Here is a 13505-nt window from a genome sequence, read left to right on the forward strand (position 1 = left end):
TATGAAATTGAAGAATATTATAATTAGGATAACGGCTATAGTAGCTGTTGTTTTTACCTTTCTGTCTTGTAACGATGATTTTGATTCTGTTGGTAGTGAAGTTATCGGAGATGTTAATTTTGAAGACAAGCAGTACTCTGCAGTGCCAATAGCATACAGTAAAAAATTCGAAAGAGTACGTACAAGTGGTTTAGCGATTGATCAACAAGGGAGGACTGCACATTCTAATTTGTTAGGAGTTTATAATGATCCTATATATGGACAATCGGTGTATAGCATTTTGTCGCAGATTCAGCCGTCAAAATTAAACCCAACTTTTGGAACTAATGCAGTGTTAGATAGTGTTGTTTTTAGCTTGCCATATTTTAGTACTGCGACAGGTACAACATCGGTTCAAGTAGATAATGTTACAGAGACAGCAACGACCTACAGGTTAGATTCAATTTATGGAAACCAACCTATTAAACTGTCGTTGTATAAATCTAATTATTTTTTAAGAGATTTTGATCCCGAATCTAACGAAAGACAAGTATATTACTCTGATGATGTCGAAACTAATTTTGGGGCAGAAGTAGAACAAACATTATTATATACGAATAACAGTTTAGTTCCTTCTGCTAAAGAAATTATTACAACAACCGAAACTGTTACCAACGGGGAGACTACGACCAAAAGAGAAAGACTAACTCCTAGATTACGAGTTGAGCTTCCAGATGATATAAAAACACTGTTTTCAACGTTATTTTTGGATAAAGAAGGTAGTGTAGAGTTAAGCAATTCAAACAATTTCAGAAATTATTTTAGAGGAATTTATATTAAGGCAGAACCCGTAAACAATAACGGGAATTTAATATACCTTAATACTAATGATGCACAGATAACCCTTCATTACAGTTTTGATGAAACTTCAAATAACGTCACCACACGTAAAGACGATAAATTGGATTTAAATTTTGCTAATACTTTTATAAATTCTATAAAAACTACTTTAGATCCAACTATTGCAGAGGAATTGAAAGAAGAAAATCAGGATACAGTAAATGGCGAAGATAATTTATATCTAAAAGGAGGTGATGGTTCATATGCAGTAATCGATTTATTTGGAGGCAATGTCACTAATGAAAATGGCGAAGAAGAAAATGAACTTAGTTTCTTAAAGAGACAAGATTGGTTAATTAATGATGCAAGTCTAAAATTCTACATCGACCAAGATAAAGTAACAGGGGGAGATACCGAGCCCGAAAGAATCTTTATCTTTAATATGGAGACAGGAACAGTTCTTCTTGATTATATTTTGGACGGTAGTATTAATAGAGATGCTCCTTTGGTTTCGGGTATTAACCATTTAGGAAGAATCAGTCGTGATTCTGGTAAGAATGGAGAATTTTATAAAATAAGAATAACACAGTATATCCTAAATATTTTAAAAGGAGAAATTGAAAATACTAAACTGGGATTGTCAGTATCTCAAAATGTAAACATAATAACAAGCGCTATAGGCGATACCCCTACAACTAAAAATGAGATAATTCCCTCCTCATCAATAGTTTCCCACGAAGGAACAGTTCTCTATGGAAATGGAGTAAATGTCCCTGAGTCAAAACGTTTAAAACTTGATATTTTTTATACATCATCAAAGGAAAACTAACAATATTTTAAAAACTTAAATCATGTGCGGAATTGTAGGGTACATTGGACATAGAGAAGCCTATCCAGTTGTTTTAAAAGGCTTAAAAAGATTAGAGTATAGAGGCTATGACTCTGCAGGAATTGCTCTTTACGATGGGAAAGACATTAAATTGTCTAAAACCAAAGGAAAGGTAGCGGATCTGGAAAAGCGATTATTAAAAGAAATTCCTACAAAAGGAACAATAGGAATAGGGCATACCAGATGGGCAACACACGGAGTTCCTAATGATGTGAATTCACATCCACATTATTCTAACTCTGGTAATCTGGTAATCATTCATAACGGAATCATAGAAAATTATGATGCTCTCCGTAAAGAATTGATTAATCGAGGATATACATTTACCTCAGAAACTGATACAGAAGTATTGGTAAATCTTATAGAGGATGTAAAGACTAAAGAAAATGTAAAACTAGGTAAAGCAGTTCAGATTGCTCTAAATCAAACTGTAGGAGCGTATGCAATTGCTGTTTTTGATAAGCAAAAACCAGATGAGATTGTTGTTGCGAGATTGGGTAGTCCACTAGCTATCGGCGTGGGTGAAGATGAGTTTTTTATAGCCTCCGATGCATCTCCCTTTATAGAATATACAAATAATGCAATTTACCTCGAAGATGGTGAAATGGCTGTTGTAAGAAGAAATAAGGGAGTTAAAGTAAGGAATATTAAAGATGATAAGCTGGTAGATCCATATTTGCAAGAACTGCAAATTAACCTGGAGCAAATAGAAAAAGGAGGGTATGATCATTTTATGCTCAAAGAAATTTATGAGCAGCCTAATGCGATTAGCGATACCTATAGAGGTAGAATGCGAGTTGCAGAAGGGATTATAAAAATGGCAGGTATTGATGACAACCTTGCTAAACTATTAAATGCAAAACGCATCATTGTTATTGCTTGTGGTACCTCATGGCACGCTGGTTTAGTAGCAGAATATATTTTTGAGGAATTAGTTCGTATACCTGTCGAAGTAGAATATGCATCAGAGTTCAGGTATCGAAACCCAGTAATTCATCAGGATGATGTTGTAATCGCAATATCACAAAGTGGTGAAACGGCAGATACAATGGCCGCAATTAAGCTAGCAAAAGAAAATGGAGCTTTTGTTTTTGGAGTTTGTAACGTGGTTGGATCCTCAATCTCTAGAGAAACTCATGCAGGAGCTTATACTCATGCAGGTCCAGAAATAGGGGTTGCTTCTACAAAAGCATTTACTACTCAAATAACAGTGCTGTCTTTAATAGCATTAAAGCTGGCAGAGAGAAAAGGAACAATTTCTAATAGCGATTTTCATTATTACTTGCAGGAATTAGAGAGGATTCCAGAAAAAGTTAAAAAGACTTTAGAATCTAATGACCATATTAAGTTTATTGCAGATACGTATAAAGATGCAAAAAACTTCCTGTATTTAGGTAGAGGATATAATTTTCCTGTTGCATTAGAAGGAGCGTTAAAATTAAAGGAGATATCATATATACATGCAGAAGGATACCCGGCAGCAGAAATGAAGCATGGGCCAATAGCATTAATTGATGAACAAATGCCAGTTGTTGTAATAGCGACCAAAAAGGGACACTATGATAAAGTGGTAAGTAATATTCAGGAAATTAAATCCAGGAAAGGAAAAATTATCGGAATAGTTACAGAAGGAGACGTTACCGTGAAAGAACTTGCTGATCATGTTATAGAAATACCAGAAACAGAAGAATTTTTAACACCTCTTCTTACAACGATACCTTTGCAATTATTATCATATTATATTGCTGTAATGTTGGATAAAAATGTAGATCAACCAAGAAATCTTGCAAAGTCTGTAACAGTAGAATAACGAGTTCTCTTATATAGAGATTGATTGAAATATAGTAACCCTATCTGAAAAATTTCGGATAGGGTTTTTAGCTTTTATTAGGACTTTTAATAGTGATTGGATTACAAATAAAAATCATGAAATGATGATAATGTTGTATAATGGTTTTTTTGATAATGAAATCACAAAGGTTTAGCGGTTTTATTGAAAGATTATTAAAAAAACGTATATTGTTGTCATAACTATTAAAACTTAGGGGCATGAAAAAAATTACATTAGTAATAATGATGATGGTATGCATTATTGCTACTGCACAAACAACAATTAGTGGAAAAGTTGTTGATGATGGTAACCAACCTATTCCTGGAGCCAATATTGCATTAAAAAGCTCTTCTTCGGGAACAGTAACAGATTTTGACGGAATTTTTACTTTAACGGTTCAGGAATCGCCTCCTTTTACAATAATAGCGAGTTCTGTAGGGTTCGAATCCTCATCAGTAGATATATCTTCACAAACTACAGATTTGACTATTGTATTAAAAGAAGGTACAGAACTAGATGAAGTAGTCATTTCTGCTTCCAGAACTCCAGAACGTATCTTCGAATCACCAGTAAGTGTTGAACGTTTCGGAATTAAAGAAATTAAAAATACACCTTCAGTAGATTTCTATGATGGATTAGAGAACCTTAAAGGAGTTGATGTTAATACTAATAGTTTAACATTTAAATCAATTAACACCAGAGGATTTGCAACATTTGCAAATACTCGTTTTGTGCAATTGGTAGATGGGATGGATAATACTGCACCGGCTCTTAATTTTGTGTTAGGAAACCTGTTGGGAATGACAGAACTTGATGTTAATAGTGTAGAACTATTGCCAGGAGCATCTTCTGCGCTGTATGGAGCGAATGCTTTTAATGGAATTTTGTTTATGACGAGTAAAAGTCCATTTGACCATCATGGAATTAGTGCGTATTTTAAAGGTGGAATCACTTCACAAGAAGCTGCAGGAGATAATGAGTTTTATGATTACGGAATCAGAGTTGCGCATAAGTTTTCAGAGAAATTCGCAGCAAAAGCTAATTTCTCGTATCTGCGAGGTACAGATTGGTTTGCAACCAACACTGTTAATGTTTTAAATCCTGCTACCGATAGGTCAGATCCTAATTATGATGGTCTTAATGTATATGGTGATGATTTTGGAATCAATATAAGAGGTGTGGGAGAGGCACTTGTGAATAGAGGAATTCTACCGGCAGGAGCAGAAAATCTACTACCAGATGAGAGCGTTAGTAGAACTGGATATGATGAGAAAGACTTAAATGCTAATAAGGCAGAAAGTATAAAATTTGATGCAGCATTACATTATAGACCATTTGCTAATGATTTTGAAGTTATTTATAACGGAAAAATAGGAAGAGGAACTACAATTTATCAAGGAGCAAATCGATATTCAATTCGTAATTTTTTCTTACAGCAGCACAAATTAGAGTTTAAGAATAATCACTTTTTTATTAGAGGATATTTAACAGATGAAAGTGCAGGAGATTCTTATGATATAAGATTTACCGGAATTAATATTAATAGAAAATGGAAAGATGATCAAACTTGGTTTGGTGAATATGCAGGCGCTTTTGTTCAGGCAACATTAGCTGGTCAATTGCCAGAACAGGCTCATCTTATTGCAAGGCAAACAGCAGATACAGGTCGCCTTATACCGGGAACACCAGAGTTTGAACAAGCTTTTGAAACGGTAACTAATGATCCAAACTTATTAACCGGATCAAAATTTCAAGATGCTTCTCAGTTAAGGCATATGGATGTTAATTATAATTTAAGTCATATTACTGGTGATTTCGCAGATATTCAGGTAGGAGGATCATTTAGAGAGTATAAACTGAATTCTTCAGGCACAATCTTTACAGATTTTGATGGGCCTATTAGGTATTCTGAATATGGAGCATATACACAAATTCAGAAAAAATTTGCAGATGAAAGAGTAAAAGTAACAGGATCTGTACGATATGATAAATCCGAATTGTTTGATGGTAATTTATCGCCTAGGTTATCTATAGGATATACCTTAGGTAGTGAAAGAAATCATAATATTCGTGCCTCGGTACAAACAGGATTTAGAAATCCAACAACACAGGATTTGTATATTGGTCTGGATGTAGGACGTGCAATATTGGTTGGATCGGCTAATGATAATTTAGACAGAGATGTAAGATCATTTGATGACTTAAGTGGAGCGGGTGAAACTATTGTAGGATCTGATACTGTCACAATAACAGGTAGAGCAGCTTATGAAAATTCGTTTTCGGCAAGTTCAGTAACAAATGGAGCACCAGAAGCCTCTGGTTCAACCCTGGTAGAACCAGAAAAAATTACTGCACTTGAAGTAGGGTATCGTGGTAAAATAAAGAAATTCATTATTGATCTAAGCGGGTATTATAACCAGTACAAAGATTTTATATCAACCGAAAATGTGATAGTGCCATTATACGGTCAGGTAGGAGATGGAACATTATCGCTTCTAGCATTGCAGAATGATGATTTTAAAGTGTATCAGGCGTATACAAACTCGGATGTAGATATAAAATCTTTTGGAGCTACAATTGGTGTAAATACCAGGATTCCGGGAGATTTTGATTTAGGTGTAAACTATACCTATGCAGAGCAAGATTTTGATAAAGATAAAGATCCTGATTTCATGACTAATTTTAATACTCCAAAACATAAAGTAAAGGCAACGTTTGGACATACAAATTTGTTTGAAAATTTTGGATTTAATACGAGTTATCGTTGGAGTGATGGTTACTTCTGGGAAGCATCATTCGGAAATGGAGATATACCATCTTTCTCAGTTATCGATGCTCAGATAAATTATAAAATTCCAAAATTGAAAACCACTCTTAAAGTTGGCGCGACTAACATTGGAGGAGATGAATACTTCACGGCATTTGGAACTGGATTTATTGGATCCCAGTATTACATAGGCTTGTCAATAAATAATTTGTAAGCAACGATTAAAAAACAATAAAAAAAGAACAGATGAATACTCAATATAAATGGTTAATACTCCTGTTGATTTTTGGATGTATTTCTTGCGAATCAGATGATGATGCCTCTACCGCAGGAGAAGAAATAGTAATTACCTCAGGGAACGCAGATTTTTCAAAATATGTTTCCTTAGGAAATTCTCTGGCTGCAGGATTTACAGATGGCGCTTTGTTTATTGCTGGACAAGAGAACTCAATGCCTAATATTTTGGCGAAGCAATTTGCCATGGCAGGAGGAGGAGAATTTACACAACCTTTAATGAATGATAATATCGGGGGGGCTTTAATAGGAGGAACTCCAACTTTAAATCCAAGGTTTTATTTTTATAGTGATCCTAATCCTGATCCACCAAATGAATCGGGGCCACGATTATTAGGAACTATACCAGGTGATGATACTCCCGAGGTACCCACCACAGAAATAACAAATATAATATCAGGGCCTTTTAATAATATGGGGATTCCTGGAGCTAAAAGCTTTCATTTACCTGCAGCGGGATATGGGAATGCAGCAGGGTTACCAAATTTGGCTAATCCTTATTTTGTGAGAATTGCTTCTGGTCCTACTGCATCTGTACTTGGAGATGCTATGGCTCAGAATCCAACATTTTTCTCGTTGTGGATCGGTAATAACGATGTGCTAGGGTATGCTTTGTCTGGTGGAGATGGCACAGACCCTATCACAGATGAAACTACATTTACACAGGCTTATAATGCGTTAGTCACCACCTTAACTTCTGGTGGAGCAAAAGGAGTAGCATTTAATATTCCTGATGTAACATCGATACCACATTTTACAACTGTACCTTATAACCCTGTTCCTTTAGACGCTGCGACAGCAGGGGCTGTTAACCAGGGATATGCAGCCTATAATGCAGGATTATTACAAATAGAAGGCATTGGAGGAATTGATGAGGCAGAAAGAAAAGCCAGAACAATAGAATTTGCAGCAGGACAAAATGCAGTAGTAATCGAAGATGAAAGTTTAACAAATCTAACCGGATCTGGTTTGCCAAATTATAGACATGCTACTGCAGAAGATTTGTTGATATTGCCAAGTTCTTCTTTTATTGGTACTACAGTTGGAGGGAATCCATTATTAATAAATGGGGTTTCAGTTCCTTTGGAAGATAAATGGGTATTAATACCAACAGAACAACAAGAGATATCTGCTGCAACTACTACATTTAATACCATAATAAACACAGCAATACAACAAGCTGGTTTAGCATTTGTAGATGCAAATACAATCCTTAAAGAGGTTTCGGGAAGCGGAGTAATGTTTGATGATTTTTTGTTGCAAGGAAATTTAGTTTTTGGTGGCGCTTTTTCTTTGGATGGAGTGCATCCTACAGCTAGAGGTTATGCTTTTTTAGCGAATAAAGCAATGGAGTCTATAAATACTACATATGGTTCTAATTTACCTATGGTGAAAGCAGTGGATTACCCAACTTTTTATTCGCCGTTGTTAAAATAAATCATAAATTCTAAAATAACAAAACCCACTTTAGGATATCCTAAAGTGGGTTTTGTTATGCTGTTTGCTGAATAGAATGAGAATTGTAGTTCCTTTCTATTAATTGAAAATATAAGGATAGTAAAAAAGATATAATTATATATCCCAAAACAACAAATGTAGCTCCTTGAAAAATTGTGTCAATATTAAACCAACTGCCATAATAAAGTATAAAATACAATCCCATTGCAAGCTTAATACATTCTGCAAACAAAGAAATTATATGTCGATCCATTAGAGAGGTATAAGCAAATATTGATACCGCCAGAAAGATAGAGTAATTTATAATTTGAATAAACTCCAGATCGCCAACGCTAATCAATAAATAATACATAAGTGCTACTGTAGTTACGAGCTGAAACCAGGACCACAATTTTAATACTAATGAACTTTCTGTTTTGTATTTCTGTCTGGAATAAGGATTAGTGATGAGCTGTATGGGATATTTTTCTTTTACATCCTCTGGTCGCCATCCTGTAGGCATAAACCATATCCTGATTTTATCAAACCAATTTTGGGTTCTCCATGCATCTTTTATTATTCCCCACAGGTGCATGAAATTGATAAAGAAAGGATTCCACGTGTTTACAGGTTTTTTTACGCCATAAATAGGTGGTTTGTCTGGTAGTTCTTCTTGAAAAGTTCCAAAAAGTTTATCCCAAAAAATAAATATTTCAGAATAATTTTTATCCAGATATTCGTCATTAATAGCGTGATGAACCCTATGGTGAGAAGGAGTGACAATAATGTGTTCTAAAATTCCCATTTTGTTGATCAATCGAGTATGATACCAAAATTGAGCAAAGAAATGGATAGGAGCAACAAATGCAACTATACTTGCTGGTATCCCAACTAATGCTAATGGAATGTAAAGAAAAAAATAAATAGCAACTATTGCAGATACATTTTGTCGTAAAGCACATGCTAGATTATATTCTTCACTACTGTGATGTATAATATGTCGGTTCCAGAATAAATTTATCGTATGATTAAAGCGATGAGACCAATAGCCAACAAAATCTAAGCCGATAAAGGTTAAAATATATATCAAAAATGTAGATTTAATTTCTATTAAAGCCAGATGTTCAACCATCCACTCATAGCTTAAAATAATAACAGTAAGGCCTATCAAGCTTTTGAGTGTGTTTGTGATACCCGAACTAATACTCGAAATTGTATCCATACCTTCATTAACCGGTATTTTTCTCCATCTACTTATTAAATATTCAATAAGTATGAGTACAATAAAGCCTGGTATTGCATAGCTTAATGCGGTTGCATAAGTTTCCATTTAACTAGTTTTATCTAAAAATAAGGAAAATATTTATTTCGAAAAATTAATTCATTCAAACAATTCGAAGTTACCATATAACCGTAAAAAAAGAGATGTCATGGGAGTTGAAAAAAGAAGTAAAGTGCTACTTGAAAAAAACTAAAGAAATTGAGTTATTTTTTTCATTTTAAAAGACTATATTTGCAGCCTGAAAAAAGCTAGTATTCAGTATGGTTGAGTACTTGATTTTTTTAACATAGTTAAATACTAAACATTAAATAGTTATATAATGTCTAAAGTTACGGGTAAAGTATCTCAAATTGTAGGTCCGGTTATCGATGTAGAATTCGCAGCTGGTACTGAATTACCAAAAATTTATGATTCGTTAGAAATTAACAAAACAGACGGTAGTATACTAGTGTTAGAGGTTCAGTCTCACATTGGTGAAGATACTGTGCGTACTATTGCAATGGATTCCAGTGATGGATTGAGCAGAGGAATTGAAGTAGTTGCAACAGGAGCTCCTATCCAAATGCCAATAGGTGGTGACGTATATGGACGTCTATTTAATGTAATTGGGGATGCGATTGATGGTCTTGGTGATCTTCCAAAAGCAGGAAAAGAAGGACTTCCGATTCACCGTCAAGCTCCTAAATTTGAGGATTTATCAACTTCTACAGAGGTTTTATTTACTGGGATTAAAGTAATCGATCTTATTGAGCCTTATGCAAAAGGAGGTAAGATTGGATTATTTGGTGGTGCCGGTGTAGGTAAAACAGTACTTATTCAGGAGTTGATTAATAATATTGCAAAAGGACATGGTGGTCTTTCTGTATTTGCAGGAGTTGGAGAAAGAACACGTGAGGGGAATGACCTTCTTCGTGAAATGCTAGAATCTGGAATTATCAAATACGGTGATGATTTTATGCACTCTATGGAAAATGGAGGATGGGATCTTTCTAAAGTAGATAAAGAGGTAATGAAAGAATCTAAAGCTACTTTCGTATTCGGACAAATGAATGAGCCTCCAGGAGCACGTGCACGTGTAGCACTATCTGGTCTTACTATAGCAGAATATTTCCGTGATGGAGCTGGAGATGGACAAGGGAAAGATGTACTTTTCTTCGTAGATAATATCTTCCGTTTTACACAAGCAGGTTCTGAAGTATCAGCACTTCTGGGACGTATGCCATCAGCGGTGGGTTACCAACCTACATTAGCAACAGAAATGGGTGTGATGCAGGAACGTATTACTTCTACAAAGAAAGGATCAATTACATCTGTACAGGCAGTTTATGTACCTGCAGATGACCTTACCGATCCTGCACCAGCAACAACATTTGCTCACTTAGATGCAACAACAGTATTATCTCGTAAAATTGCAGAGCTTGGTATCTATCCAGCGGTAGATCCACTAGATTCTACTTCAAGAATCCTTTCAGCAGATATTCTTGGAGATGAGCACTACAATTGTGCACAACGAGTAAAAGAGCTATTACAACGCTATAAAGAATTACAGGATATTATTGCTATCCTTGGTATGGAAGAACTATCTGAAGAAGATAAGTTAGCTGTAGGACGTGCGCGTCGTGTACAACGTTTCTTATCTCAACCATTCCATGTAGCAGAACAATTTACTGGTATCCCAGGATGCTTAGTAGATATTAAAGATACCATTAAGGCATTTACAATGATTATGGATGGTGAATTAGATCACCTGCCAGAAGCAGCATTTAACCTTAAAGGAACAATCGAAGAAGCTATAGAAGCTGGTGAAAAAATGTTAGCAGAGGCATAAATTAGTAGTGAGAAGTTAGTAATTGAGTAGTGAGATTAGTTTCTTTCTCATTATGATCTAAATACTAATTACTCAATACTGAATACTTAAAAATATGTATTTAGAAATAGTAACTCCAGAAGCAATATTATTTAGTGGTGAAGTAACCTCGGTTGCTGTACCAGGAATAGATGGAGAGTTTCAGATGTTAGATAATCACGCACCTATTGTTTCCTTACTAGGAAAAGGAGATGTAAAAGTGTATGGTGAGATGAATCTAGAAGAAGAAGTTGCCGATAAATTCACAAAAGGTGGAAATGGAGCAACACTACTTTCTATTACCTCGGGAACTATCGAAATGAAAGATAATAAGGTTATTGTACTTGCAGATTAGTACGGTACTTAATTAAGGTTTTTTTATTATATATTTAATCCCTATTAATAATTTAATAGGGATTTTTTATGCTTTTAAATAAATCATGTCCATATTCAATATCTTTTAGATACCATTTTTTGATCGCTGCCATTCTAGGCATAATAGTAGTGTTTATTATTGTTTTTCTACACCCATTAGGATCTAATAATTTTACAAGCCCTTTTAAAACCCTCTACTTTACAGGATATGGAATTATTGTATTTTTTACATATTTGATCGCTGTAATTTTTTCTAATGGATATTACTTACGTTTCAAAATCTGGAAATGGATAGAAGAACTGATTTTTTGTTTATTTTTTATAATTATCGCCATTATGATTGCTTTTTTCTACACAGAAGTGATTATCAATAAAACACCAGAACGACTTACTTTAATTTTGTTTTTAAACTGGTTTAAAATGGTATTTCTCGGATTTGGTGTCATTATGCTTGTAGTTACGGCTTTATTGAGAAACTATTACAAATCGATGAATAATGTAATATCAGAAAAGAAAAAACCTCCTGTGGAACAATCAAAAATTAAGTTGAAAGGTACATTAAAAAAGGAATTGTTTTCTGTAGAAGAAACATCTATTGTTTATGTCAGGTCTGAGGATAATTATGTGTATATATATTATGTAGAAGAAGAATTATTGAAAGAGAAAATGCTTAGAAATACCTTAACAAATATAGAAAAACAGCTCTCATCCTTAATCAAAGCACATAGATCATATTTAATTAATCCAGATTTTATTATTTCATTAAAAGGAAATGCTCAAAATGCAAAACTTCAGTTAAAAAATGTTGAAGGCTATATTCCGGTATCAAAAACGTACTTTACATCTGTAAAAAACACTATTAATTAGCCAAGAATTAATAGTATTTCACCCCAAAATGTATTTGTTTACCACAAAAAATAAGTAGTGATAACTTTCTTTTTTTTCAGAGTACAGAGTTCTTTTCATTTGTGTCATTAATTAAAAATTGCACTTATGAAAAAAATAGTAAAAACAATGAAATGGTTGGCGGTAACTATTATTTCTACTCTCATTATAATTGTTTTGTGGATTCGATTTTCGAGATTTACTGATACAATGATATATAAAACTAATGGCCTTACGTATGATAGTTTTCAAACCGAATATGCTCATCAAGAATATTATTATGAGGTAGATAAAAATGTAAAGATTCATGCAGTGCTTTTTAAGCCAGATTCCACCATTTCTCCTATAGGAACAATTATACATTATTCGGGAAAAGGAATGCATTTAATGTCATCTCAGAAATATTATAAATCAATATTGGATAAGGGGTTTCAGGTATTTAGTTTTGAGCGAAGAAATTTTGGTAAATCTACAGGAACAGCAGATAATTCTGTACAACTAAAGAAAGATGCTCTTTATGTTTTTGATGAAATAACAAAGCATAAAGATGTTATAGACACCTCTATCATTATTTGGGGACAATCATTAGGAGGTGCTTTTGCAATAATGAATGCAGCAGAAAGACAAGAGAAAATTGATGGTCTTATTGTAGAAGGTACATTTAGCTCCTTTCCTGATATAGGAAAAGTATATGCAAATGCATTACACATGGAAAACTTTAAAGCATTTATACCTTTGTTAATGAATAATGATTTTCCTGCAGAAAAAGAAATAAAGAAAATCAAAAAACCAGTATTGGTAATACATAGTTATAATGACAAACAAGTTCCATATAAATTGGGTGAAAAACTATACAAATCTTCAAATAAAGATAATACAGAATTTTGGAAAGTAAAGAGCAAGCATATTAAAGCACTATTTGATTACGAAAAAGAATATATAGGTAAATTTTTGGAAATGATTAGTAATTGAGTGATAGTTAACCTAAATCATTGATTTTTAGATAAAATTATGTTAAACAGCCTTTTTTGGTAAAAAGGTTTTATACTTTTCGAGAGCATATATAATCACTCTAATTGT

Annotated in this window: 9 protein-coding genes; 8 read left to right on the forward strand and 1 reads right to left on the reverse strand. The window is 33.8% G+C overall.

Annotation, left to right across the window (positions count from 1 at the left end; all coding sequences use genetic code 11):
- Position 1: 1 nt before the first annotated feature.
- The 4 genes from DG435_RS18265 (at position 2) to DG435_RS18280 (ending at position 8037) form a co-directional block, all read left to right on the forward strand.
- Positions 2-1648, forward strand: a complete 1647-nt coding sequence (locus DG435_RS18265; RefSeq protein WP_106791002.1) for a DUF4270 domain-containing protein — start codon at positions 2-4, stop codon at positions 1646-1648.
- A gap of 22 nt (positions 1649-1670) precedes the next feature.
- The gene (glmS, locus tag DG435_RS18270) at positions 1671-3518 is read left to right on the forward strand and encodes a glutamine--fructose-6-phosphate transaminase (isomerizing) (protein WP_106791001.1); all 1848 of its coding nucleotides are present in this window, start codon (positions 1671-1673) and stop codon (positions 3516-3518) included.
- Positions 3519-3757: 239 nt separating this feature from the next.
- A complete protein-coding gene (locus tag DG435_RS18275; protein WP_106791000.1) occupies positions 3758-6520 on the forward strand; it encodes a TonB-dependent receptor domain-containing protein in 2763 nt (920 codons plus the stop codon).
- 32 nt (positions 6521-6552) lie between these two features.
- A complete protein-coding gene (locus DG435_RS18280; RefSeq protein WP_106790999.1) occupies positions 6553-8037 on the forward strand; it encodes a G-D-S-L family lipolytic protein in 1485 nt (494 codons plus the stop codon).
- A gap of 55 nt (positions 8038-8092) precedes the next feature.
- Here the strand turns inward: DG435_RS18280 and DG435_RS18285 are convergent, their stop codons facing one another.
- Complete coding sequence (locus tag DG435_RS18285) at positions 8093-9367, reverse strand: sterol desaturase family protein (RefSeq protein WP_106790998.1); 1275 nt, start codon at positions 9365-9367, stop codon at positions 8093-8095.
- Positions 9368-9638: 271 nt separating this feature from the next.
- On the opposite strand from DG435_RS18285, the gene atpD reads away from it, so the two are divergent.
- The 4 genes from atpD to DG435_RS18305 all read left to right on the forward strand — a co-directional run bounded on the left by atpD (position 9639) and on the right by DG435_RS18305 (position 13397).
- Entirely contained in the window at positions 9639-11147 is a 1509-nt protein-coding gene (gene atpD / locus DG435_RS18290; protein WP_074406923.1) for a F0F1 ATP synthase subunit beta, read from the forward strand.
- A gap of 94 nt (positions 11148-11241) precedes the next feature.
- A complete protein-coding gene (locus tag DG435_RS18295) occupies positions 11242-11520 on the forward strand; it encodes a F0F1 ATP synthase subunit epsilon (RefSeq protein WP_106790997.1) in 279 nt (92 codons plus the stop codon).
- A gap of 68 nt (positions 11521-11588) precedes the next feature.
- A complete protein-coding gene (locus DG435_RS18300; RefSeq protein ID WP_106790996.1) occupies positions 11589-12407 on the forward strand; it encodes a LytTR family DNA-binding domain-containing protein in 819 nt (272 codons plus the stop codon).
- Between the two features lie 126 nt (positions 12408-12533).
- Positions 12534-13397 (forward strand): alpha/beta hydrolase, encoded by an 864-nt coding sequence (locus DG435_RS18305; RefSeq protein ID WP_106790995.1) that lies wholly within the window; start codon positions 12534-12536, stop codon positions 13395-13397.
- The last annotated feature ends 108 nt before the right edge of the window (positions 13398-13505 follow it).

Source organism: Aquimarina sp. Aq78, assembly GCF_900299525.1.
Lineage (GTDB): Bacteria > Bacteroidota > Bacteroidia > Flavobacteriales > Flavobacteriaceae > Aquimarina.

Bases quoted from the DNA above. Each gene is read 5' to 3' on its own strand.
- DG435_RS18265 (WP_106791002.1), top strand. From the start codon at position 2: ATGAAATTGAAGAATATTATAATTAGGATAACGGCTATAGTAGCTGTT.
- glmS (WP_106791001.1), top strand. From the start codon at position 1,671: ATGTGCGGAATTGTAGGGTACATTGGACATAGAGAAGCCTATCCAGTT.
- DG435_RS18275 (WP_106791000.1), top strand. From the start codon at position 3,758: ATGAAAAAAATTACATTAGTAATAATGATGATGGTATGCATTATTGCT.
- DG435_RS18280 (WP_106790999.1), top strand. From the start codon at position 6,553: ATGAATACTCAATATAAATGGTTAATACTCCTGTTGATTTTTGGATGT.
- DG435_RS18285 (WP_106790998.1), bottom strand. From the start codon at position 9,367: ATGGAAACTTATGCAACCGCATTAAGCTATGCAATACCAGGCTTTATT.
- atpD (WP_074406923.1), top strand. From the start codon at position 9,639: ATGTCTAAAGTTACGGGTAAAGTATCTCAAATTGTAGGTCCGGTTATC.
- DG435_RS18295 (WP_106790997.1), top strand. From the start codon at position 11,242: ATGTATTTAGAAATAGTAACTCCAGAAGCAATATTATTTAGTGGTGAA.
- DG435_RS18300 (WP_106790996.1), top strand. From the start codon at position 11,589: ATGCTTTTAAATAAATCATGTCCATATTCAATATCTTTTAGATACCAT.
- DG435_RS18305 (WP_106790995.1), top strand. From the start codon at position 12,534: ATGAAAAAAATAGTAAAAACAATGAAATGGTTGGCGGTAACTATTATT.